Source organism: Hymenobacter sp. FMD4 (assembly GCF_058932745.1).
In genome coordinates, this window is record NZ_JBZYWH010000017.1 from 11,789 (window position 1) to 34,951 (window position 23,163).

At 62.9% G+C, this 23,163-nt stretch carries 15 protein-coding genes; 7 read left to right on the forward strand and 8 right to left on the reverse strand.

Annotated features, from left to right (window positions below):
- Positions 1-103 precede the first annotated feature (103 nt).
- A complete protein-coding gene (locus tag AC5FXY_RS15195; RefSeq protein ID WP_493557549.1) occupies positions 104-2,134 on the forward strand; it encodes a sensor histidine kinase in 2,031 nt (676 codons plus the stop codon).
- Between the two features lie 237 nt (positions 2,135-2,371).
- Here the strand turns inward: AC5FXY_RS15195 and AC5FXY_RS15200 are convergent, their stop codons facing one another.
- Together AC5FXY_RS15200 and AC5FXY_RS15205 are read right to left on the reverse strand one after the other, a co-directional pair.
- Positions 2,372-3,427, reverse strand: coding sequence for a response regulator (locus tag AC5FXY_RS15200; RefSeq protein WP_493557550.1), 1,056 nt, complete (start codon positions 3,425-3,427; stop codon positions 2,372-2,374).
- Complete coding sequence (locus AC5FXY_RS15205; protein WP_493557551.1) at positions 3,405-5,018, reverse strand: sensor histidine kinase; 1,614 nt, start codon at positions 5,016-5,018, stop codon at positions 3,405-3,407. The genes AC5FXY_RS15200 and AC5FXY_RS15205 overlap by 23 nt, the downstream gene beginning before the upstream one ends.
- A gap of 170 nt (positions 5,019-5,188) precedes the next feature.
- Between AC5FXY_RS15205 and AC5FXY_RS15210 the strand changes: the two genes are divergently transcribed.
- Positions 5,189-5,545 carry a hypothetical protein gene (locus AC5FXY_RS15210; RefSeq protein WP_493557552.1) on the forward strand — a complete coding sequence of 119 codons (357 nt, stop codon included), beginning with the start codon at positions 5,189-5,191 and terminating at the stop codon, positions 5,543-5,545.
- 23 nt (positions 5,546-5,568) lie between these two features.
- Here the strand turns inward: AC5FXY_RS15210 and AC5FXY_RS15215 are convergent, their stop codons facing one another.
- Both AC5FXY_RS15215 and AC5FXY_RS15220 read right to left on the reverse strand, forming a co-directional pair.
- A complete protein-coding gene (locus AC5FXY_RS15215) occupies positions 5,569-6,024 on the reverse strand; it encodes a hypothetical protein (RefSeq protein WP_493557553.1) in 456 nt (151 codons plus the stop codon).
- Positions 6,025-6,140: 116 nt separating this feature from the next.
- Complete coding sequence (locus AC5FXY_RS15220; RefSeq protein WP_493557554.1) at positions 6,141-9,056, reverse strand: TIM-barrel domain-containing protein; 2,916 nt, start codon at positions 9,054-9,056, stop codon at positions 6,141-6,143.
- A gap of 238 nt (positions 9,057-9,294) precedes the next feature.
- Here AC5FXY_RS15220 and AC5FXY_RS15225 point away from each other — a divergent pair, with 238 nt between their 5' ends.
- Both AC5FXY_RS15225 and AC5FXY_RS15230 read left to right on the forward strand, forming a co-directional pair.
- A complete protein-coding gene (locus AC5FXY_RS15225) occupies positions 9,295-9,639 on the forward strand; it encodes a hypothetical protein (protein WP_493557555.1) in 345 nt (114 codons plus the stop codon).
- Between the two features lie 188 nt (positions 9,640-9,827).
- The gene (locus AC5FXY_RS15230; RefSeq protein WP_493557556.1) at positions 9,828-11,309 is read left to right on the forward strand and encodes a serine hydrolase domain-containing protein; all 1,482 of its coding nucleotides are present in this window, start codon (positions 9,828-9,830) and stop codon (positions 11,307-11,309) included.
- 158 nt (positions 11,310-11,467) lie between these two features.
- On the opposite strand, the gene ggt is transcribed toward AC5FXY_RS15230, so the two are convergent.
- A complete protein-coding gene (gene ggt / locus AC5FXY_RS15235) occupies positions 11,468-13,216 on the reverse strand; it encodes a gamma-glutamyltransferase (protein ID WP_493557557.1) in 1,749 nt (582 codons plus the stop codon).
- 101 nt (positions 13,217-13,317) lie between these two features.
- On the opposite strand from ggt, the gene AC5FXY_RS15240 reads away from it, so the two are divergent.
- Positions 13,318-15,399 (forward strand): OmpA family protein, encoded by a 2,082-nt coding sequence (locus AC5FXY_RS15240; protein ID WP_493557558.1) that lies wholly within the window; start codon positions 13,318-13,320, stop codon positions 15,397-15,399.
- Between the two features lie 292 nt (positions 15,400-15,691).
- Positions 15,692-17,728: an alpha amylase C-terminal domain-containing protein gene (locus AC5FXY_RS15245; RefSeq protein WP_493557559.1), complete on the forward strand. Its 2,037-nt coding sequence runs from the start codon at positions 15,692-15,694 to the stop codon at positions 17,726-17,728.
- A gap of 178 nt (positions 17,729-17,906) precedes the next feature.
- On the opposite strand, the gene AC5FXY_RS15250 is transcribed toward AC5FXY_RS15245, so the two are convergent.
- Complete coding sequence (locus tag AC5FXY_RS15250; RefSeq protein ID WP_493557560.1) at positions 17,907-18,395, reverse strand: YdeI/OmpD-associated family protein; 489 nt, start codon at positions 18,393-18,395, stop codon at positions 17,907-17,909.
- Between the two features lie 26 nt (positions 18,396-18,421).
- Positions 18,422-19,402, reverse strand: coding sequence for a glycosyltransferase family 4 protein (locus AC5FXY_RS15255; protein ID WP_493557561.1), 981 nt, complete (start codon positions 19,400-19,402; stop codon positions 18,422-18,424).
- A gap of 156 nt (positions 19,403-19,558) precedes the next feature.
- Here AC5FXY_RS15255 and AC5FXY_RS15260 point away from each other — a divergent pair, with 156 nt between their 5' ends.
- On the forward strand, positions 19,559-22,015 hold the full coding sequence (locus tag AC5FXY_RS15260) for a glycoside hydrolase family 31 protein (RefSeq protein WP_493557562.1): 2,457 nt from the start codon (positions 19,559-19,561) through the stop codon (positions 22,013-22,015).
- Between the two features lie 304 nt (positions 22,016-22,319).
- On the opposite strand, the gene AC5FXY_RS15265 is transcribed toward AC5FXY_RS15260, so the two are convergent.
- Entirely contained in the window at positions 22,320-23,045 is a 726-nt protein-coding gene (locus tag AC5FXY_RS15265) for a M48 family metallopeptidase (protein ID WP_493557563.1), read from the reverse strand.
- Positions 23,046-23,163: the final 118 nt, after the last annotated feature.

The window sequence follows — 23,163 nt, forward strand, 5'->3', positions numbered from 1 at the left end:
TGCGCCTTGCCCAACTTGGCGGTGCCCAATCTTCAGCGGCGTATCTTTAAGCAAGTCTGTTGGCTCTGTTCCTGGCAAGGGATGCCGCTTTGGTCTGTTCTTTATGAAATATAAAATCGGGCTTTTGCCCGGCGCATTGCTGCTAGCTACCGGGGCCTGGGCGAAAAGCCAGGCTCCAGGGCCCGCTGCCCCGCCTGCGTTGGCCGATCAGGTAGCCGAGTTTTTCAGCCGGCTGCTCGATCCTACGGGTTTCCCGGCACGCTGGCGTTGCGGTCAGTGGACGGACTTCCACGGCTGGCTCTACATCGTGTCGGACCTGCTGATCTGGGCCGCTTATTTCGCCATTCCCTTTTTGCTGATCAGCTTTATCCGGCAGCGCCGCGACATGCCCTTCGATCGGCTATTCTGGGCTTTTGGCCTGTTCATCTTCGCCTGCGGCGCCACGCACTTCCTCGATGCCGTTATCTTCTGGTTTCCAGTATACCGCCTCAGTGGACTGCTTCGCTTCCTGACGGCCGTCGTGTCGTGGGTGACCGTGTGGGCCATGATGGGGGCCCTGCCTAAGGCCCTGCTGCTACGCACGCCCACCGAACTAGAGCGCATGGTGCAGGCGCGTACTGCCGAGCTGGCCGCCGCCAATGCCCAGCTGCAGGAAGTAGCCGAGCAGCTGCGCCGCCGCGAGGCCGAGTTCAGCACCATGGCCAATGCCATTCCGCAACTGGCCTGGATAGCGGAGGCCGATGGCCACATTTCCTGGTACAACCAGCGCTGGTACGACTACACCGGCACCACCCTGGAGCAGATGCAGGGCTGGGGCTGGCAGCAAGTCCAACACCCTGAGCACTTACCGACTGTACTTGCCCGGTGGCAGCAGCACCTGGCCGCCGGCCAACCTTGGGAAGACACCTTCCCGCTGCGCCGCCACGACGGTGAGTTCCGCTGGTTTCTGTCGGGGGCCTTTCCCGTGCGCAACGAGCGGGGCGAAGTAATGCGCTGGTTTGGCACCAATACCGATGTGACCGAGATGCGGCAGCTGCAGGAGCAGGTGCAGCGCAGTGAGCTGCAGTACCGCGTGCTCATGGAAAGCATTCCGCAGCTCGTCTGGACAACTAATAGTGCCGGTCTGCTCACCTACTGCGACGGCCGCACCGTGGACTACACCGGCATTGTGTGCGACGAGTGGCACGGCCGGGCCTGGCAGGAGCTGCTGCACCCCGACGATCAGGAAGCAGCCACCGCCAAATGGGAGCAAGCCCTGCTGGCAGCCGACGACGTATTCGAGGGCGAGTACCGCCTGCGCCGCTACAGCGGCGAGTACCGTTGGTTTCTGGTGCAGGCGCGCCTGCTGAACGACGCCGACCGCCAGCCCGATGCGCAGTGGTTTGGTACCTGTACCGATATTCACGAGCAGCACACCCTGCGTGAGGCCCTGCAGGTGCAGAACGCTGAACTAGCCCGCACCAACCGCGACCTGGACACCTTCGTGTACGCCGCCTCCCACGACCTGAAGCAGCCCGTGCAAAACCTGCGCGGCCTGTTCGACGAGCTAAAGCACGGCACCAGCTTCCACGACCCCGACGCCGACCGCATGCTCTACATGGTGGATGACTCTCTGAGCCAGCTGCTCAGTACCATTCACTCGCTGGGCGAAGTGGTGCAGGTGCAGCGCCAGGCCGAGCGCCTACCGGCCGAGCCCGTACAGCTGCAGCCGTTGGTGGAGGAGGTTATGCGCTCGGTGCAGGAACTGGGCGTCGCGCCGCCCACCTGGGAGCTGGATTTCTCGGCAGTGTCAGCGGTGCTATTTGTGCGGGCCAACCTGCGCTCCGTGCTGTACAACCTAATGTCGAACGCCGTGAAGTACGCCGACCCCAGCCGGGAAACACGCATCCAGGTTCGCACCGAGCTCGACAACGGCGTGCCTGTGCTCATGGTGCAAGACAACGGCTTGGGGATGGACCTCGACCGGCACGGGCACGAACTGTTCCATTTGTTCCGCCGCTTCCACGACCATGTGCCCGGCTCGGGCGTGGGCCTGTACCTGGTAAATCGACTGGTAGAGCAAGCCGGTGGCCGCCTGGAAGTGGAAAGCCAGGAGGGGCAAGGCAGTACGTTCCGGGTGTACCTGCACGCGTAGCGCCTATCCGAAAATCCAACAGCCCGTCATGTCGAGCGCAGCCGAGACATCTCGCGTGCTGACGTCCGATACTAATTAAATCAAGTTCGGTAACTAGCCCTAGCAGTACCCAATCTGGTTTAATCAGTTCAACGAAGAAAATACTATCGAGCGAGATGTCTCGACTGCGCTCGACATGACGTTCTTATCGGCCCTGGCCGGCTTTCAGCCAGGCTCTTAATATCGTTCTTACATTCCTTACCAATTGGCGCGGCGCAGCTTTTCGGGCTGCAGCACCCGGATGGTTTTGTTGGTCAGCTCGATGTAGCCATCGTTTTTAAATTCGCTCAGCGTCCGGATTAGCGACTCGGGTGCGGTGCCCACCACGGCGGCCATGTCGTCGCGCGAGAGTTGGATGGGTCCGGCCGCGGGCTCGGTGGTGGCCTGCTCGTGCATGCGCAGCAGCACATCGGCCACGCGGCGACGGATGGAGTTGTAAGCCATTGACAGCAGCTGCTGCTCCCGCTCGCTCACGCGGCCCGCCAGCAGCCGGATAAAGTGCTGACCCACTTCGGGGTTGCGGGTGACCAGCTGCGTAAAGTCATCCTTCGGAATATAAATCAGCTCGGAGTCGTCCACGGCCACGGCCGAGTCGCTGTGCTTGGTGTGCTCCAGCAGGGGCATGTAGCCAAAGAACTCGCCGGGACCGTAGAGGCCCGTTATCAGCTCCTTGCCGCCCTGCGTGGTCTTGATGGTCTTCACCCGGCCAGCCTTCACAAAGTACAGGCGCGTGGGCTCGTCGCCTTCGGAATAGATGTCCTGCTTTTTGCGCACGGTGTGCACCTTGCGGTCCTGCGAGAGGCTGTCGAGGTTGGCCACGCGGCGGGCGTCGTCCAGGAACTCGGTGAGGCCTTCCTGCTGCAGGTCGTACTCGGGCTTGAGGTGCCGGAAGCGGTTCAGGCGGCCCGTAATGGCGCTCAGCAGCTCGGCCTCGTCGAAGGGCTTGGTGAGGTAGTCATCGGCGCCCAGTTCCATGCCGCGGCGCATGTCGGTGCGCTCGGTTTTGGCCGTCAGGAAGATGAAGGGCACGCCGGCCAGCTGCGGGTTCTGGTTGAAGATGTTCAGCACGCCGTAGCCATCGAGCACGGGCATCATGATGTCGCAGATGACCAGATCGGGCCGCTGGCCCAAGGCTTTTTCCACCCCCACTTTGCCGTTTTCGGCCGTGTGCACCGCGTAGCCGGCCAGCTCCAGAATTTCAGCGGTGTTTTCACGGATGAGGTCGTTGTCCTCAATCAGCAGGATGGTCTTCATAGGGAATGGTGATGGTGACGGTGGTGCCCACGTTTAGCTCGCTCTGAAGGGCAATGCTGCCGCCCATCAGCTCCAGGTACTTGGCAATAATATACAGCCCCAGGCCGGTGCCGGGTACGTTGGTGACGTTGCGGGCGCGGAAAAACCGCTCGAACAAATGCTCCTGGTCTTCCTTCGAGATGCCCACGCCCTGATCTTGCACCGTGAGGGTGAGTTGGTTATTGGCGCAGGCAGCGCGCACCGTAACGGTAGAGCCGTCGGCGGAATATTTGATAGCGTTGGAAAGCAGATTCACCAGCACCTTGCGCAAAAGCGACGGATCGAGCAGCACCGGCCGGGGGCAGTCGATGCGCTTGTCGATGGTCTGGCCGACTTTCAGCAGGCCCTGCACGTTGCTGATGGTGTCGTCGAGTAGCGCGGGCATATCCAGCGGCACAGGATGCGCCTCGATCTTGCCTTCCTCGATGCGGCCCACCGACAGAAACTCCTCCAGAATATCGTTCAGGTGATTCACCGACGAGCGGATGCGTTGCAAATGCTTCAGGCGCTTGTCCTGCTGGTCGCCGCCGGGGTACTTCTCGATGAGTGTGGCCGAGGTGAGCACCGCCGTGAGCGGCGTGCGAAACTCGTGCGAGGCCATGCTCACGAAGCGCGACTTCAGCTCGCCCAGTTCCTGCTCGGCGGCCAGGGCCTGGGCCAGCTCGTGGGTGCGCTGCTCCAACTGCTCCAGGGTGCTGAGCAGGGCGTGGGTGCGGTCGGCCACTTTCTGCTCCAGCTCGGCGTTGAGGCGCTCCACGCGCTGCCGCTCGGCAATCAATTCCCGCTCGGCTTCCTTCTTATAGGTAATGTCGAGCACGTAAGACACCACAAACAGCTCGTCTTCGATGTAGAAATAGCTCAGGCTGACTTCCACCGGAAACTCCGACCCGTCTTTGCGGAGGGCCGATAAGTCGCCATGGTGCGCGCCCATCGCCCGGATGGAGGGGCGGGCATTGAAGGTCTCGCGCAGCTTCTCGTGGTGGCCGCTGATGTTCATCGGTACCAACAACTCGATGCCTTTGTCGAGCAGCTCGCCGTCGGCGTAGCCAAACAGCTGGTGCGACATGTGATTGGCCGAAACGATGGTGCCCGCCCGGTCGCACATGATAATGCCGATGGTCGCGTTGGCCACTACGGCCTCGAAGCGGTTCACGCTTTGGGCCAGCTCCCGCTCGGCTTGCAGCAGGCGGGCCTGCTCGGTAAGGTGCACGAGGTAGAAACTGCGGTCATTGACCTGAAAGTACGTGAGCTGCAAGCGGGCCGGAATGCTGCCGTCGGCCCGCTTACCGATCTGCACATCGGCCTCTAGGGAGCCGAGCTGCCGGGCCTGACCGAGCAGGACGGTCCAGTCCTGGCTGGCGGGCGTTTGGATGTGCAGGTGGCGGCGGGCGTCGTTCACGAAGGCTTCTTCCGACGGGTAGCCCAGCAGCTCCACGCCGGCGCGGTTGACGCGGATAAACCAGGCCGCCGCCGCGTCATAAATACCCACGAAGCCCGGCGCCTGATTGATCAGCAAATCGGTAAGCGCACTGGTATAAGGATTAGACAGCATGGCGCAAATGTAGTTTTCCGGGCACTATCCAAGTAGCCGTGTGTAGCTTGTTTTGGTTGATAGGGCCTCATAGCGGCCATTATGATGGCTATCAGGCCGGATCATGACGAATGTCATAGAGAACGATACGCCGAAAGGCCAATTTTACGATTGTAAACAAGCCTAAAGCCATGACTGACTCCCAATCCAAGCCGCTTTCACCGCCTGCCGATCCTGCGGTGTTGCTGGTGCTGCTGCCGGTGGCCAGTCGCAATTGTCAGGAGTGCCACGCCTCCACCAATGCTACGCTGGAAGCGCTCCAAAGCCGTTTGGGCACGGCTATTCGGGTAATGAAAGTAGACGAGCTAAGCCACCCGGTAGTGGTGCGCAGCTTCCACGCCCCGAAGCTGCCTTCCAGCGTGCTGGTGCGGCGCGGCGTAGAGCTGTGGCGGCAGCAGGGCTTGCCCGAGGGCGAAGCAATTGCGGAGGTGCTGCTGAGCAAGCTCCGTACGGCGCTAGCCGCCGAGCCAGTTGTTTCGGTAGCCTGAGGGGGGCGTAAAGCGGGCACTAATCAGCGGAAATCCCGCAGGCGCTTTTTGCTGAGCTCGTAGCTGATGATGGCCGGCACGTAAAACGTCACGTCGGCCAGCAGCTTGGCGGCCAGCACCCCTAGGGAAAGATTGCCGAATAGCAGGGGCAGATAATACATCAGCGCCGGCCGAATGGCGAAGCTGTCGGCCAGCTCCGCCACGCCAAACTCCACCGCCAGGGCCCGCACGTTCTTCCAGAATGTCCGCAACGTGTAGCGCTGCCCGTGCCCGTGCCGCACTTGCCGGGCGTGCAGCGCATCGGCCAGCAGCAGGTAGCCGAAGTAGGCCACATTGCCGCCCCAGGTGCCGGCCAGCGCCATGGTCAGGCGGTTATCAGTAGCCCAAAAGGCCCAGGCCGCACAGCCGAGCGTGGCGAGGATGGAAAGGATTTCGGCCGGCAAATAGCGCCGCAGCCACTCTTTAATCTTCTGTTTCATGCCCGCTGAGCGGCGCTACGCCAGCAGCCCCGTCGTTCCGATACGTAATCGGGCGGCGGGGCTGTTGTGGCTAAGGGGTGATGCCGAAAGTATCTGGCTGACGAGACTACTGATGTTTACCGCATCACCAGGATGCGCTGGCGCTGGCCTTGGGCCTCGAAGTAGTACACCCCGGCCGGTACGGGCTGCTGCTGGTCGTTGCGGGTGTCCCAGCGCAGGCGCCGTTCGCCGGGCGTGGCAGCCTCGGCCGGCAGGGTGCGCACCACGCGGCCAGCGGCGTCGCGTACGTGCACCGTGTACACTCCGGGTGTATGCACTTGGTATTGCACTTCGGTGCCGCCGCTGGTGCTGCGGTCGGCCACGGCGCCCAGGGTGAAGGCCACGGGCGAGCGGTCGGGCTGTGCGGCGGCGGCGGGCAGCAGCCGCAGACCGCGCAGCGCCAGTTCCACGTTTTGGCCGCGCGGCTGCGGGGTGTTGATGCGCAGCGTGTGGGTGGCGGCATCGTACTGCCAGGCCGAGGAAGCCAAGGGTTGGCCGTTGAGCGTGGCCGAGACCGGTGCTGCGGCCACCCGCGGAATCCACCATTGCACGGTGCGCTTGGCTGGCTCGCCGGGGTAGCCATTGCCGCTGTACAGCTCCTTGCCGAGGGTCAACTGCAGCTCGGCGCCGGTGTTGTTGGCGCGCAGGGCCCAGCGACGGAACTGCTCCTGCGGCAGGGCGCGGGCGTTGCGGCCGTCGTCCTCGTAAAGCTTGCTTTCTGAGTAGCGCACGGCACTGGTGGCGTAGTAGCGCACGTAGAGCGTGTCGGTAGAGGCCTGCGTGGTATTTGGGCCGATGGGTGACATGGGCAGCAGCGCGCCGCCGCGTACCAGCAGCGGAATCTCATTCAGCGGGGCGCTGGCCCCAATGGTGCAGTTGCCGCGCACGGGCGCCCCGGTGCGAAAATCAACCCAAGTACCGCGGGGCAGCACCACGTTGCGGCGGCGCTGGCCGGGCTGCGTCACGGGCGCCACCAGCAGGTCGCGGCCGAGCATATATTGGTCGTTGAGGTTGGCCAACCGCTCGTCGGTGGGGTGCTCGTAGTTCATGGGCCGGGCCAGCGGCGCACCCGTGATGGTATTGTCGTGGGCAAGGGTGTAGAGGTAGGGCAGCAGCGAGTAGCGCAGGCGCACGTAGCGGCGCACGATGCTTTGGTACGGCTCGGGGTAGTAGATGGGCTCGGGCGGCACGCCTTCGCCGTGCGGGCGCAGAATGGGGGAGAGCGACGAATGTTGCAGCCAGCGCGTGTACAGTTCGGCATCGTAGGGCCCCACGCAGAAGCCGCCGGCATCGGAGTGCATGTAACCCACGCCCGAAAGGCCCATGCCGAGCATGATGGGCACCTGCGCCTGGTAGCCCGACCACGAGCGGTTAATGTCGCCCGACCATGGGAAGATGCTGTGCCGCTGCATGCCTGCCCAGCCCGAGCGCGCCAGCAGGAACAAACGCTCATTGGGGTACTTGGCGGCGTGATTGTCGCTCAGGATAGACGCCCAGGCCTGGCCGTAGGCGTTGTGAATCTGGCGGGTAGTGCCGTCGTCGTATACCATGTCGAAGGGCTGGTTTTCCGGCTCGCCCAAATCAAACCACCAGCCGCCCACGCCGTCCTGCTTCAGCCGGTCGTACTGCTGCCACATCCACTGGCGCGTGGCCGGCCGGAACATATCCAGCAGCGTAGCCGGCCCGGCCCAGAACGATTCCACCGTGTAGGGCTGGCCGTTTTTGTCGCGGCCCACGAGGTTGCGGTTGCGCACCAACTCATCGTTGCGGGAGGTGCGCATCACGTACGGCTCAGAAATAATGATGGTCTTGACGCCGACCGAATCCAGGCCGCGCATCATGCCCGCCGGGTTCGGAAACTGCGAGCGTTGCCACGCGAAGTCGCCCTGCTGCTTGGTGCCGCCAAACCAATACAGATCCAGCACCACGCCGTCGATGGGAAAGTTGCCGGCGCGCATCTTCCGCACGATGCCTTCAGTCTCGGCCTGGGTGCGGTAGCCGAAGCGGCTCTGGAGCAGGCCCAGCGCCCAGCGCGGCGGCAGCGGCTGCGTGCCGGTGAGGGTGGTGTAAGCTTCCAGCACCTGCTGAAAGGGCTGCGATTCTACGTCGGTGCCGGCGTTAAGTCGCGGCGCCTCGCCCACAAGCAGGAAGTAAGAGAGCTGCTGCAGACCTTCGCCGTCGTAGCGGAGCACGCCCGGCTCGGTGGCGCCGAGGTCAAATACGCCGGGCGCGTGGTTGTCGAAAAACAGCCCGTAGCCCCGGCTCGACAGCACCACCGGCAAGGTGGTGTTGAGCGTCGATTCGCCGTTCTGGTAGCTGTAGTGGGCTTCGTTGTAGAGGCGCAGCCGCTGGCCGCGGCGGTCTACGGGTAGGGCGCGGGCCCCGGTGCCATATAGGTGCTCGTGCGGGCTTAGCCGAAAGCTCACACCCGCACCGCCCGGGCCGGTAGCCGCCGTGGCCTGGCGGGCGTACAGGCCGCCGGCATCGGCCAGCAGTGTGTCGGCGCCGCGCATGAAGGTGAGGCGCAAGGGACTTTTCTGCACCACTATTTCGAGCAGGCCCCCAAGCGGTTGCGGATTGATGCGCAAGGCTTGCGCCGATTGCTGCAGCTGCGGCTCCTGCGTAATGGCCTGGCCACGGCCCGGCGCCGGCGTGAAAGCCGTGATGGGCCGGCGCAGGCGTAGGCTCACCGACGAATCATTCGGGGCGGGCGAGCCGCTGGGAAAGAAATCGACGCGGTAGGCCTCGCCGCTGAAGCCAGCCCCGGGTGCAAACCATGGCTGTACGCGCACCATGGCGCCGGCCGTGGTGCGAACGGTAAGCACCCGGCCCTGCAGCACGTGGCTTTGGTAATCACCGATGCTGCTAGCCGGGGCCTCGGGCCGCTGAAAAGGATCGGACGTGGGCGGGGCGTTGCCTTCGCGCTGGGCCAGGGCGGGAGTGGCAGCGGAAAGAAATAGCAGCGGCAGCAATCGGCGTAAATGCGCGGGCATCGGCAGGGGCAAAAAGAGGCTTAGGTCAGCAAAATACGCTTTCGGCTTGCATCAAGGGAAAAAGCTCGAACGTGAAAAGCCGAGGAGCTGCTGCTAGACGCTGAAAGTGAGCTTGCAATACGTTGACTGTGCAAATAAACTCAGCAATAAATCGACTTGAAGGCTCGGTCAGACAACGGCCTGGCCCGGATGGCGTACGCTTAGGTAGACGTATTTCATTCAACCACACCTCCCGATCATGCAATCCTCCGCTCCCGAAAGTGCCCCGCAGCTCGACGCCACCCTGAAGGCTTTGCAAGCAGGCGACCTGCTCCAACAGGCGCCGCAGGCCCGGCAATACATCCGCGAGTGGGCTCAGGCCCTGCGCCGCTCCGAAAACAACCAGCTTTCCGACATCGCCTCCGAGCTGGACCGCCTCAACGACTTGCTCCAGGATTCCAAACCCGATAAAGCCCGCGTGCGCCAGTCGCTCCAAACGCTGGCCGAGTACACCGAGCGGGCCGCCGAAAGCATTGGTGGGCCGGGCGGCGATATTCAGCAACTCAGCACAGCCCTAAACAGCGCGGCTGATGAGCTGCGCTAAAAGCAAAGGCTAGGGTTTCTGCTCAGGCTCCGGTCGGGTACATGTTTTGAGTGATTAGGTATTATCACGCTGAATATTCTTCAGCTGGGCAACTGTGTATCAAACGCAGGCATCTGCCCAACCAAAAGCGCGGTATAGCACTTGCGGCGTCGCTTTACATACCTGCTCTCACTCATTACCGAAGCCTAGTGAAGAAACCTCTCCGCCTATTCTCGTTTATTATGAGCGGCGCTATCGCCGTATTGCTCAGCTGGCCCGCCGCCGTACAAGCGCAGGCACCCGCCGACAGCGTGGATATTCTGGTGCAACAGGCTATGCGCCAACTGCGCGTGCCGGGGCTGCAGCTGGCCGTGGTGCGCCACGGCCGCATCGAAAAGCTAGGCAACTACGGCCTGGCCAACGTGCAGGACTCGGTGCCGGTGACCACGCAAACGCGCTTTTTCCTCAACTCCATCACGAAGGCCTTCGTGGGTGTGGCGGCAATGCAGCTTGTGGAAGCCGGCAAGCTCGACCTTTCCGCGCCGGTGGGGCGCTACCTGCCCGAGTTGCCCGCTTCCTGGCATCCGGTTACGGTGCGGCAACTGCTCACGCACACCTCCGGCTTGCCCGACATCATGCCCGAGGATGCGATGGTGACCGAGAACAATGAAAAAGCCGCTTGGGCTCAGGTACAAACGCAGCCGCTGGATTTCCCCGCCGGTCAGCGGTTTGCCTACAACCAAACCAACTACCTGCTGCTGGGTCGCCTCATCGATAAGCTCAGCGGTCAGCCTTTCGCTCAGTTTATCCGGCAGCGACAAATCGAGGTAGTGGGCATGCCCCGCACCAGCTCCGGCGACGCCCACGACGTGCTGCCCCACATGGCCCGTGGCTATACCTTTACCAAATACATCGACGGGCAGGTGCGCCGCGGGAAGGAGCTGCGCAACCTGTTCGAAGTATTTCCGCCCTCGTTGCGCGCGGCGGCGGGCATGAGCTCCAGCGCCGAGGATGTGGCCCGCTGGGTAATTGCCCTGCAACAGGGCAAACTGCTGCAACCCGTCAGCCTCACTACGCTCTGGACTGCCGGCCGCCTCAACGACGGCTCGCAGCGCAGCTTCGGCGGCAAGCTCAACGGCTACGCGCTCGGCTGGCCGACCGTCGACAGGGCCGAGCACCGCGCCGTGGCGCCCGTAGGGGGCGGCCGCTCAGCGGTATTCCTCTACCCCGACGACGACTTGGCCATCATCGTGCTGACCAACCTGCAGGGCGCCAGCCCCGAACGGTTTATCGACGAGCTGGCGGCCTGCTACATCCCCGACATGCGCGCAGCCGATGGCTTTGGCTTGCCACCCGTAGTGCGGGAGCTGCACCGCACGCTGCGACAGCGTGGTTTTCAGCACGCGGAAGCGGAAGTTCGTAATGCCAAGCGCCAAAACCCTAATTACCAACTGAAGGAAGCCGACGTGAACTCCTGGGGCTACGCCTTGGTGGGGCAAGACCAACTGGCCGCCGCCCTGTCCGTGTTTCAGCTCAACGTGCGCCTATACCCCAATAGCGCCAATACCTACGACAGCCTGGCTGAAACCTATGCCGCCCTCGGCAACAAAAAGCTGGCCGCTCAGAACTACGCCCGTGCCTTGCAACTGAATCCTCAGAACAAGACCGCCGCGGAGTATTTGAAGAATTAACGCGGGAAGGGCTCCACGGCCTTTTGGCATACAGCAAAAAAGCCCCGCCATTCGTTGGCGGGGCTTTTTTATTTCCGGATTGTTTGCAATGGGTGTTGCTAGCTTGTGAACCGTGGGCCCTATAGTTGCTGACGTTGCCTTGGGCGCAAGCAGGCTTGCTAATACCCGACGGCCGTGTCGTCGCCGCGTGGGTCGGCGCCGCCTACCAGAGTGCCATTCCTGCGCCGTTCGATCAGGTCGATGCGGCCCCAGGCGGAGCGTGGGTTCAGCCGGTAGCCGCGGCGCTGCAGCTCGGCCTCGGCAGTGGGCGTGAGGGCACCGGCTTCCACATCGATGTGGTCGGGCAGCCACTGGTGATGCAAGCGCGGCGCGGCCACGGCTTGTTGGGCATCGAGGCCGTAATCGAGCACGTTCAGCGTGGCTTGCAGCACGGAAGTGATGATGGTGCTGCCGCCGGGCGTGCCCACCACGAGGCGCAGCTTGCCTTTCTCGGTCACGATAGTGGGCGTCATGGAGGAAAGCATGCGCTTGCCAGGCTGAATGGCATTGGCGCGCCCCCCGATGACGCCGTACATGTTCGGCACACCGGCCTTGGCCGAGAAGTCGTCCATTTCGTTGTTGAGCAGGAAGCCGGCACCCTGCACTACCACTTTGGAGCCGTAGCTGCCGTTGAGCGTGGTGGTGCAGCTGACGGCATTGCCCTGCGCATCCACGATGCTGTAATGGGTAGTCTGATCCGATTCGTAGGCCATCAGCCCCTCGCCAGCCTGTACTTGCGAGGAAGGCGTGGCCGCACCATCAGGGGTGATGCCGCGCATGCGCTGGCGCAGGTACTGCCCATCGAGCAACTGTGCTACGGGCACGCGGCCAAAGTCAGGGTCGCCGAGGTAGGTGGCGCGGTCGGCGTACACGCGGCGCTCGGCTTCGGTGATGAGGTGCACGCCCGAGGCGGAGTGCCAGCCGAGTTTGCGCAAATCGTAGGGCTCCAGCATCTGCAACATCTGCAGCAAGGCCACCCCACCGGAGCTAGGCGGTGGCATCCCGATTACCTCGTACTGACGGTAACGGCCGCGCAAGGGCGTACGCCACACGGGCTGGTATTGGTCGAGGTCTTGCTGACTGATAATACCGTTGCCGCGCTGCATCTCGGCGAGTAGCAGACGGGCGGTTTCGCCTTGGTAGAAACCGGTGCGACCCTGGTCCCGGATGCGGCCGAGGGTGGCAGCTAAGTCGGCATACTTGATCTGGTCGCCGGCTTGCCAGGGGCGACCTTCCGGGTGAGCGTATACCGGTACGTGCTTGTTGAGGCGCAGGAAATCAGCCTGCGTACGGTTCAGGCCCGCGGCTTCTTTCGCGGTGAGGGTCATGCCGCGCGCGGCCAGCTCGGCGGCCGGCGCCACCAGCTGTGCCCACGGCAGTTTGCCCAGCTTTTTGTGCAAGGCTTCCATGCCCGCCACCGTGCCCGGCACGCCCGCCGCCAGGTGCCCGTCGGTGCTCAGGCCGGGGCGCACGTTGCCCTGCGCATCGAGGTACATATCCCGCGAGGCAGCCAGCGGCGCTTTCTCCCGAAAATCCAGCGCGCCTACCGAGCCATCGGCCCCGCGGTACACCACGAAGCCCCCGCCACCGATATTGCCGGCGGCGGGCAGCGCCACGGCCAAGGCAAACTGCACCGCTACGGCTGCATCATACGCATTGCCGCCTGCTCGCAGCACTTCCAGCCCGATGCGCGAAGCCTCCGGGTGCGCCGCTACCACCATGGCCTGCCGCGCCGTAACGGGGGAAGCGGTTTGGGGCAGGGGAGCGGCAGTAGTATCGGACGCTGAGGAAGCAGCCGGTCGCTGGCAAGCGGGTGCCGTGGCCAGGAACGCAGCCAGGCTCAGGGAAAGCAAATAGCGGTGGAGCATGCAGCTAAGTTACACGGGTGAGTGTTTTTGGATTGACACGTGGCGGCTTAAAAGTCATTCATGCTTTCTTGCCCGTCGCTGCTCACTGCCCGCTGCCTCCCATGCGCCACCGTTTCCGTCTATTGCACTTGTTGCTTGGGGCGCTGCCCCTCACGGCCGCCGCCCAGGCACTGCCGCCCAACCTGTTGCTCGACGATACCTTCGATGACAACCGGCAGGGCTGGCGCATCGGGCGCACCGAGGACTGCACCTTCAGTCTGGAAAGCGGCACTTACCGCCTGCAAAACCGGCGCAACGTCAGCACGGAGCTGAAAACGCTGCCGCTCAGCCTCAGCGGTGATTACGCGCTGGAAGCCACCGTGCAGCAAAGCGGAGCCGGCCGCGGCGGTCTGCTGTGGGGCGCCGCCGATGAAAACAACGGCAATGTCTTCGCCCTCGAAAATGACGGCCGCAGCTACGTTATCGGCCGCTGGCAAAAAGGCAAATGGGAGGAGCTGCGCCCCGCCACGCCCGTGCCCGGCGCGGCGGGCAAGCCGCTCGCCTTGCGCGTGCTGGTGCACGGCGGCGAAGCTCGCTACTACATCGACGGCGCGGAAGTGTGGAAGCAGAACGCTGCGCGCACCTTCGGCACCGATGCCGGGCCCTACGCCAGCCGCGAAACCGAGCTGCGCCTCGACCGCCTGCGCATCTGGCACCGGGCCAGCATCCGCCTCGCACCCAATCTGCCCCTGACCATGCAGCGCGAGCCGCTGGGCGCCGCCATCAATGAGCCCGATCTGCGCGAAACCAACCCGCGCGTGAGCCCCGACGGCCGCTACCTGTACTTTGCCCGCGATGTGCAGCAGGGTACGGCGCTCAATTTGGACATCTTCGTGGCGCAGCGCCAGCCCGATGGCCGCTACGCCGACGTGCGCTCCGTGGGCCGCCCGCTCAACAACGAGGGCAACAACGCCGTGGAAAGCATCACGCCCGACGGCAACACGGCCCTGCTCATGAACCTGTACCAGGCCGACGGTTCGGCCCGGCCCGAGCGCGGTGCCTCCATGGCCCGCCGCCGGCCCGATGGCTCCTGGGGTGCCCCCGAGCAGGTGCGGTTTCGGGCCCTGCCGCCCGCCGCCGAGCGCGCCGACTACTTCCTGGCCGCTTCCGGCAACGTGATGCTGCTGGCCCTCGACGCGCCCGCGCACCCGCAAAAGTGCGACCTGTACGTGAGCCACCTCACCCCGAGCGGCCTCTGGACCGAGCCCAAGCCGCTAGGTGCCACCATCAACACGCCCGGCGACGACTACGCGCCTTTTCTAGCTCCCGATGGCAAGACCTTGTACTTCGCCTCCAGCGGCCACCCCGGTTTCGGCGGCGACGACATCTTTGTGACCCAGCGCCTCGATGAAAGCTGGACCAAGTGGAGCGAGCCGCTGAACCTCGGCCCCGGCGTCAATACCCTGCAGGACGACGGCTATTTCAGCGTCACGGCTTCCGGCGACTACGCTTTCCTCGTCGGGACCAATGAGCGCGGCTCCTACGACTTGTTTCGGGTGGCGCTGCCGCTTGCCCTGCGCCCCAAGGCTACCTTGCTCGTGCGCGGCCGGGCACTCAATGCCCGCACGGGGCAGCCCATCGTAGCCGAAATAAAAGCCGAGCTGCAGCCCAAAAACACGGCCGTGGGTCAGGCCAATGCCGCTACCGGTGGCAACTACCAACTTAGCCTGCCTGCCGGGGCCACTTACACACTACGCGCCACTGCCCCTGGCTTTCTGCCCCTTGCCGACACGCTCAACTTGACCAGCAACACGCAGTTCGGCGAAATCACCCGCGACTTGCAACTGGTGCCTTTGTCAGCGGGGCAGCGCATTGCCCTCAATAATCTGTTTTTCAAGCAAAGCAAGCCCGACCTGCTGCCCACTTCCATGCCCGAGCTGGACCGCCTCGTGCAGGTGCTCAAGGACAATCCGGACCTCAAAATTCGTCTCGAAGGCCATACCGACAACCAAGGCGACCCGAAGCTAAACGTGAAGCTGAGCGAGGAGCGCGTGCAGCACGTGCAGCAGTACCTCGTGGGGCAGGGCATAGTGGCTGCGCGGCTGCAAACCATCGGCTATGGCGGCAGCAAGCCTGTAGCGCCGAACGACAACGAGTACAACCGCCGCAAAAACCGCCGCGTGGAGCTGGTAGTAGTGGAGTAGAATTAAGAGGGGAGACGCGGCTTTTAAGGCGCCAATGGACGTTCGATGCTTTTGGGACTGCTACCCGAACAGCCCAATCCCGGATGGCGGCCTGCAGCCGCCCGCGCAGTACCACTCCGCGCCACTTACGGTTGTATCGTTGGCTTGCGAAGGTTTAGTGCCAGCAACCGCTTGCGGATGAATCGGATAGGTGTCTTTTATTTGTGTAGTTTATTTAAGAAATAAGCCACTGCGGCCATCGGCTTGACAAAAGCCAACGGCGCGTACCTTTAGGGCTTAACACATTGTACGCATGGAATCTACTGCTACTGCCGTTACGGCGCTGCCCTTGGTGCAGCAAGACCCCTGGCTGGCTCCCTACGCCGATGTTATTCAGCGCCGCCTCGACCGTTTGGAGGCGCGCCTGACCGAAATACACCTGGAATGTGGCTCCCTCAGCCGCTACGCCTGCCGCCACCAGCACTTAGGCCTGCACTACGATGTGCGCCGCCGTGGCTACTGGGTGCGTGAGTGGGCCCCGGCCGCTGAGGCTGTGTCTGTGATGGGCGACTTCAACGAGTGGGACCGGCACTACACCCCACTTACCCGCCGCCCCGACGGTGTATGGGAAACCTTCCTCAGCGAAAAAACCTTCCCCAACCTCACGCACGGCTCGCATTACAAGCTGCACGTGGTAGCCGCCAATGGCCACCGAGACCGGCTGCCCGCCACCGTGCGCCGTGTGGTGCAGGATGAGCACTCCAAGGACTTCGCAGCCCAGGTATGGCGTCCCGAAGAAGCTTTTCAGTGGACCGACCAACAGTTTCGCGTGAACAACTACGTGAAGGAGCCGCTGATTTACGAAGCGCACGTAGGCATGGCCTTGGAAGAAGGCCGCGTAGGTACCTGGCGCGAGTTTGCCGACCACATCCTGCCGCGCATTCAGGCCGATGGCTACAACGTGGTGCAGCTCATGGCCGTAGCCGAACACCCGTACTACGGCTCCTTTGGCTACCACGTGGCCAATTTCTTTGCGCCCTCGGCCCGCTTCGGCACTCCCGAGGACCTGAAGTACCTCGTGAACGAGGCGCACCGCCGTGGTCTGGCCGTGGTGATGGACGTGGTGCACTCGCACAGCGTCAAAAACGAAGCCGAGGGCCTCGGCAATTTCGACGGCTCCGGCAACCTGTATTTCCACCCCGGCGAACGGGGTCAGCACCCAGGTTGGGATTCGCTGCTGTTTGATTACGGCCGGCCCGAGGTGCAGCAGTTTCTGCTGAGCAACCTGCGCTACTGGCTCGAGGAGTTTCACTTCGACGGCTTCCGCTTCGATGGCGTCACCAGCATGCTCTACCACCACCACGGTGAGGGCACAGCCTTTACTGATTACGCCCAATATTTCGGTCCCGAAGCCGACGAGGACGCCATTTTGTACTTACAGATGGCTACGACCCTGGTGAAGGAAGTCAAGAAATCAGCCCTGCTTATTGCCGAAGACATGAGCGGCATGCCCGGCCTGGCGCGCCCCGTAGCGGAGGGCGGCCTGGGTTTCGGCTACCGCCTGGGCATGGGCCTGCCCGATTACTGGATCAAGCTGCTGAAGCACACCCGCGACGAAGACTGGAGCATGGGCGGCCTCTGGCATCAGCTTACCAACCGCCGCGCGGGCGAAAAAACCGTGGCCTACTGCGAGTCGCACGATCAGGCGTTGGTCGGCGACAAAGCCCTGTCGCACTGGCTGCTTGATGAGCGCATTTACAGCAGCATGTCGCGCCTGCGGGAGCCCGATATTATCACCACCCGCGGTATCGCCCTGCACAAGCTCATTCGCTTGGTGACGCTGGGTGCTGGAGGCGAGGCGTACATGAATTTCATCGGCAACGAGTTTGGCCACCCCGAATGGGTTGACTTTCCGCGCCAGGGCAACGACTGGAGCCACCACCACGCCCGCCGGCAGTGGTCCTTGGCCGATAACCCCGACCTGTACTACCAAAACTGGCTGCAGTTCGATCAGTCCATGATAGCCCTGGAACGCCGCACGCGTTTCCTCGCCGCCGCCAGCCGCCTGCTCCACCTCGATGAAGACAACAAAGTCATGGCCTTCGAGCGTGGCGGACTGGTTTTTATCTTCAACTTCCACCCCGAGCGCAGCCTGCCCGATTATCGGTTCTTTGCCGGTACTGCCGGCAGCTATGCCCCCGTACTGGATTCCGACGCGCTGCAGTTCGGTGGCTTCGGTCGCATCGCCACCGATGTGAAGCACTTTACGCTGCCCGACGAGCACGGCACGCCTTTCCTGAGCCTGTATCTGCCCACGCGCACCGCACAGGTGCTGCAACGAGTAAAGTAGGTAACGGCCTAGCTGAAAAACGCGCCCCAGGTTCAGAGTAGAACCTGGGGCGCGTTTGTGTTTGGTACGGTGGCTCTTGGGTTACTGCCGCAACAGTACTGCTAGCTCTTGCTTCGTCACCCGAAGCACAGTGAGTACAGCTGCCAGCTGGTAGCAAGCTTAGGCTGCGGTGCGAATACTAGCCCCGTTTCTTGCCGGCGCTGATCATTTCCACGGCCTTACGCATGCGTTCATAGCGCGTTTCTGTTTTCTTGGCGGCCTCTATCCAGCGGGTGTATTCGCGCTGATGCGTGTACGACATCTGATCGAATTTCTCGCGGCTGCCCGGTACCGCGGCCAGGGCGCGGGCAAAGTCCTCGGATATTTCCACCACGCGCGGGGCCGTGTCCTGGGCCAGTTCTACGTGCACATCTTCCCCCCAGCTTTTGCCGATGGCGTTGCGGATAGTGCGCGGCACAATCAGGACGTGATGCCCGTCGCCAAGGGGGGTAAGGCTACCTTGATAGGGAAACCCATCGAAGGTAGCCAGCACTTTCACTTGTCCGCGAGTGCCGTACACTTCTTTCACATCGAAGGGAATCAGCAGGAACACGCCGCCGCTTTCGCCGTCGAGCTCGAGCGTGGCTTCAAAAGTGTGTTCGGGGGTGAAAGGCGGGACTTGGGACATAACGCAGGGAAGGGCAAAGGGAACGATTAAGCGGGAAGACGAGCCTCGAGCACGAGAGCGGCAGCGAGGTCGGGAGCGGAGCCAGGCGCCAGCACGTGCACCCGCTCAGCCGGAATACGGTACATCGCGCAAAGACGGTCGGCCGTACCCTGATCCGATACCAAGATACGGTCGGCGTGGGGCAGGGTAAGCCGCTCCAGCGCCTCGCCCCAGCCGCGGGTAGAGGCCGTGGTGCGGTCGGCGGCCAGTTGAGTGACGCGCAACACCAGCGGCCGGCGCGTGAGGTGGCGAATTTCGACCCCGGCCAGCCAAGATGGCCAATCAGGTGCAAATACTACCTCAAAGGTAGCATCGTGCGCCAGCCGCGCGGCGTGGCGGGCATACTGAATGATGCGGAAGTTCAAATCGTCGCCATCTTCCTCCACCGTATCGAGCAGGGCATGCGCCTCGGGCACCGCTGGGTTCTCGATAGGCGGAAAAGCGGTAAGCGTGGGTTGAGGATCGGGCGCTACTACCGACGCAGGGGGGGCAACGGGCTGCGGGGTTGGCTCCGTGTGGTCGGCGGGTGGTGCGGGCGGTAGCTCTGGCACCGGCGGCAAGATAAATTCGTTGGCCAGCTCGGCGGTTTCGGCCGGGCCAGGCTCTCCGGTCGCTGGCGGCGGCGTGAGCGGCTCGGCGGGCACTTTGTGCGTGGCGCCAGCGTACGGCGCAGCCGGCACCCGAACCGGGGCCGGCGTACCGGCAAAGCTGACCGCAGGCGCGGAACTGCTGCCGAGGTACGGCGCCGCGGGAGCTACCTGGCCTACGCCTTGCAGCGCGGAGCCCGCAGGAATTTCCCGGCCCAGTAGTTTTACGGTCAGGCCAGCGGGCGTGGCCCCGGCTCCCAGCGGCTCCGACAGCCAAAGCTGCGAATTGGCGGGGTTAGGTAGGGCTTGGGAGAGGGGCAGCGCTTCGGACGTATGGTCCCAGGCCAGCAACAGCACGGAGGAAGGGGCAGTGGCAGTCATAGGCATGAGCTGTATACGTGTGCCACGAACCTAGCATGAGCGCAGCGGGCAAACAACTATAATCGCCCTAAACCTGCTTACCTTGCGGGCTAGCTCGGCTGTTAACCCCAGCCGGGCCTTCTTTTTTCACCTAGTTTGCCGCAACCCTGAACTGACATGGACAATACCACGATTCAGGAAAATAATTACATGATTAACGACCTGGCTCAGAAGGCCAAGCAGGAATTTTTTCCGGGCCGGGTCGTACGAGCTGAAGTCGTTCCGGGGAAGGCGGATTTCCGCTTTACCAGCGACAACGGGGTGGTGCTGCTCGTGCAGGTCATCACCGATAAAATAATTCGCTTCCGCTACAGCACCGACGGCTACTTCGCCCCAGACTTTAGCTACGCCTTCGAGGGCGGTGTGCCCCAGCGGCAGGCGCCCACGTTGCTGGAGTTTGTGGAGAAAGACGACCACTACCGCCTTACCACCGGCCGCCTAATCTGCATCGTGGGCCGGGAAGGCATGCACGTGCGCCTGATGAACCGCTCCGGCACGGTGCTCTGCGAGTACGAAAAGGGTTTCCACTGGGAGTACGACTACGAGACCGGCAATGACATCGTGAAGATGAGCCAGCAGGTGCAGGCCGGCGTGCACTATTTCGGTCTCGGCGATAAGCCTGCTAACATGAACCTGCGCGGGCAGCGTTTCTGTAACTGGGGCTCCGACACCTACGGCTACGTCAAAGGCTCCGACCCGCTCTACAAGAACATTCCTTTCTTTCTGGGTTTGCACCAAAAGCAGGCCTACGGCATCTTCTTCGACAATTCCTTTAAGAGCTACTTCGACTTCGCGGCCGAGCGCGCCGACGTGACCAGCTTTTGGGCCCACGGCGGCGAGATGAACTTCTACTTTATCTACGGCCCCACGCTCACCGAAGTCACGCAGGACTACACCCGCTGCCTTACCGGCACGCCCGAACTGCCTCCGCTGTGGGCCTTGGGCTACCACCAGTGCAAGTGGAGCTACTACCCCGAAAAGTTGTTTCGCGGCATCGGTGCGGAGTTTCGGAAGCGCCAGATTCCCTGCGACGCGCTTTACCTCGACATCGACTACATGGATGGCTACCGCTGCTTCACCTGGAGCCCGGAGCACTTCCCCGAGCCGAAGAAGATGGTGCAGGAACTGGCCGAGGATGGCTTCAAGACCATCGTTATCATCGACCCGGGCATCAAAATCGACCCGAACTACCCGGTGTGGCAGGAAGGCTTCGAAAACGACTATTTCTGCCGCCGCGGCGACGGACCGTTGATGAAAGGCTCGGTGTGGCCCGGCCTCTGCCATTTCCCCGATTTCACCCGCCCCACGGTGCGTGAGTGGTGGAGCGGCCTGTTTAAGGGCCTCATCGAGGACGTGGGCGTGCGCGGCGTGTGGAACGACATGAACGAACCGGCCGTGTTCGAGAAGGGCACCTTCCCCGACGACGTGCGCTTCGACTACGACGGGAACTCCTGTACGCACAAGAAGGCGCACAACGTGTACGGTATGCAGATGGCCCGCGCCACCAACGAGGGTGTGAAGCGTTTCAGCTACCCCAACCGGCCGTTCACCATCACGCGCAGCACCTACTCGGGCGGGCAGCGCTACTCCTCCGGCTGGACCGGCGACAACGTGGCTTCCTGGGAGCATTTGTGGCTGGCCAACATCCAGTGCCAGCGCCTAAGCATTTCCGGCTTTAGCTTCATCGGCTCCGATGTGGGCGGCTTTATCAACACCCCCGATGGCGAGCTATACGTGCGCTGGGTGGCGCTGGCGGCCTTCCATCCGTTCTTCCGCACCCACAGCAGCGGCGACCACGGCGACCAAGAGCCCTGGTCCTTCGGCGAAGAATTTACCGATCTGGCCCGCCGTTTTATCGAGTTGCGCTACCGCCTGCTGCCCTACATGTACACCGCCTTCTGGCAGTACGTGCAGCAGGGCACGCCCATTCTGCGCCCCCTGGCGTTCCTGGACCAAAGCGACGTGCAGACGTATCAGCGCATGGCCGAGTTTGGCGTGGGTGACCACCTGCTGGTGTGCCCCATCACCCAGGCTGGCGTGGATGGCCGCTGGATGTACCTGCCCAGAGGCAACTGGTACTACTGGTGGACCGACGAGGCCCGCGAAGGCGGCGCCGAAGTGTGGGCTCCGGCGGCGCTGGACCGCATTCCGGTGTACGTGCGCGCCGGCGCCGTCATTCCGGTGCGCCCCGTGATGCAGTACGTGGAGGAACTGCCCGTAACGGAGCTGGCCCTGCACGTATACTTCAAAGACGGCCAGGAAACCAGCACCCACTACGACGACGGCGGCGAAGGCTACGGGTACCAGGAAGGCCAATACACGCTGCGCACCTACACCGTGAGCGGCTCGGCCGCTGGCCTGAAGCTGCAGCAGCAGATTGAAGGCGCGCTGACGCCCACGTGGACGGTCTGCCGCGTAGTGCTGCACGGCCTCATTGCCTCTGATGCCTTCACCGCTACCGTGGACGGCCAACCGCTGGACGTAGAGCTGGCGCCCTCTAGCTACGGCGCGGGCGAATTGCCACAGCTGCTGGTACCGGCTGGTTTTGGTGAGCTGGTTGTGAAGTTGACCTAAGCTGGTTGGCTAAGTCTTGTATGCAAAAGCGGCGCCTGCTCATAAGCAGGCGCCGCTTTTGCATTGTGAGAAGAACACCAGGAATGTTAGGCATTCTTGATAAGCCCTGAGGGCCGACTAACATAGCCAAGCTCCATTGCTTATATCTCCGGCTTAAATGAGCTGCCCTTGCCTTCCAGGGGCGACTGGGCTTCCATGGCAAGGTATACCCGCTTTGCGGCGGTAAAGGGTATCCCCGACTCATTTGCCATGTCCAAATAGCGGCACCCGTAAGGGTAAGGCTAACAATTTTTTAGACCGTCAATTAATCCGCATCAGGCAAGGCGCGTGGACTGAGCATCACCCGGTTGAGTTCCGTTTTATGCACCCGCCAATCTGGCATGAACTGATCCATCAGACCCCAGAAACGGGCGTTGTGGAGGCGCTCGTGCAAGTGTACCAGTTCGTGCACCACCACGTATTCCAGGCAGAGCTGGGGACGCTTGATCAGCTCCAGGTTTAGCCAGATTCGGCGGGCCTGGATGTTACAAGTGCCCCAGCGCGTCTTCATTTGCTTTACGCCCCAGGCAGCAGCTTGCCGGCCCACCACAGGTTCCCACTGGGCCAGCAGCGCAGGAACCAGCGCCTTGAGCTGCTGACGGTACCAGTTGGTCAGGAGCAGGGCCTGCTCCTCGGGCGTAGATTCGGCCGGTAGGTGCAGCACCAGCTCGCCGCGTTCTTCATCGAGTACGACGCGGGTCCGGCCGGGCGTAGGCACTACGCGTAGGGTGTACGACTTGCCTTGGTAGTAATGCAGTTCGCCGTCGGTGTATTGCAGGGTGGTGGGTTGCTCGCGGGCGGCCATGGCGGCCTGATGCTTGCGAATCCACTCGCGCCGCGCCGCTACGAACTCGTGAATCGTCTGCTGGGGCATGCGCAGGGGCGCGGCCACGCGCACGCGCCCGTCCGGGGCATACACGGTCACTCGAATGGTACGGATGTTTTTGCGCACCAACTCCAGCGCAACGTCCTCAATCACTACTTGCGGCATTCCTCGGCAAAAAGAAGCCGAAGATACTGCCCGCCGAGCTTACCGGAAAACGCTCATTGGCAACTGTGCTTGCCGAGAAACGCTGGAAGGGAGCCACGTTTCTGCACCGACATCACCG

Coding starts and splice junctions, on each gene's coding strand:
- ggt (WP_493557557.1), bottom strand. CDS start 13,216: ATGCTCCACCGCTATTTGCTTTCCCTGAGCCTGGCTGCGTTCCTGGCC.
- AC5FXY_RS15265 (WP_493557563.1), bottom strand. CDS start 23,045: ATGCCGCAAGTAGTGATTGAGGACGTTGCGCTGGAGTTGGTGCGCAAA.
- AC5FXY_RS15225 (WP_493557555.1), top strand. CDS start 9,295: ATGCAATCCTCCGCTCCCGAAAGTGCCCCGCAGCTCGACGCCACCCTG.
- AC5FXY_RS15215 (WP_493557553.1), bottom strand. CDS start 6,024: ATGAAACAGAAGATTAAAGAGTGGCTGCGGCGCTATTTGCCGGCCGAA.
- AC5FXY_RS15260 (WP_493557562.1), top strand. CDS start 19,559: ATGGACAATACCACGATTCAGGAAAATAATTACATGATTAACGACCTG.
- AC5FXY_RS15220 (WP_493557554.1), bottom strand. CDS start 9,056: ATGCCCGCGCATTTACGCCGATTGCTGCCGCTGCTATTTCTTTCCGCT.
- AC5FXY_RS15245 (WP_493557559.1), top strand. CDS start 15,692: ATGGAATCTACTGCTACTGCCGTTACGGCGCTGCCCTTGGTGCAGCAA.
- AC5FXY_RS15205 (WP_493557551.1), bottom strand. CDS start 5,018: ATGCTGTCTAATCCTTATACCAGTGCGCTTACCGATTTGCTGATCAAT.
- AC5FXY_RS15255 (WP_493557561.1), bottom strand. CDS start 19,402: ATGACTGCCACTGCCCCTTCCTCCGTGCTGTTGCTGGCCTGGGACCAT.
- AC5FXY_RS15250 (WP_493557560.1), bottom strand. CDS start 18,395: ATGTCCCAAGTCCCGCCTTTCACCCCCGAACACACTTTTGAAGCCACG.
- AC5FXY_RS15210 (WP_493557552.1), top strand. CDS start 5,189: ATGACTGACTCCCAATCCAAGCCGCTTTCACCGCCTGCCGATCCTGCG.
- AC5FXY_RS15200 (WP_493557550.1), bottom strand. CDS start 3,427: ATGAAGACCATCCTGCTGATTGAGGACAACGACCTCATCCGTGAAAAC.
- AC5FXY_RS15240 (WP_493557558.1), top strand. CDS start 13,318: ATGCGCCACCGTTTCCGTCTATTGCACTTGTTGCTTGGGGCGCTGCCC.
- AC5FXY_RS15195 (WP_493557549.1), top strand. CDS start 104: ATGAAATATAAAATCGGGCTTTTGCCCGGCGCATTGCTGCTAGCTACC.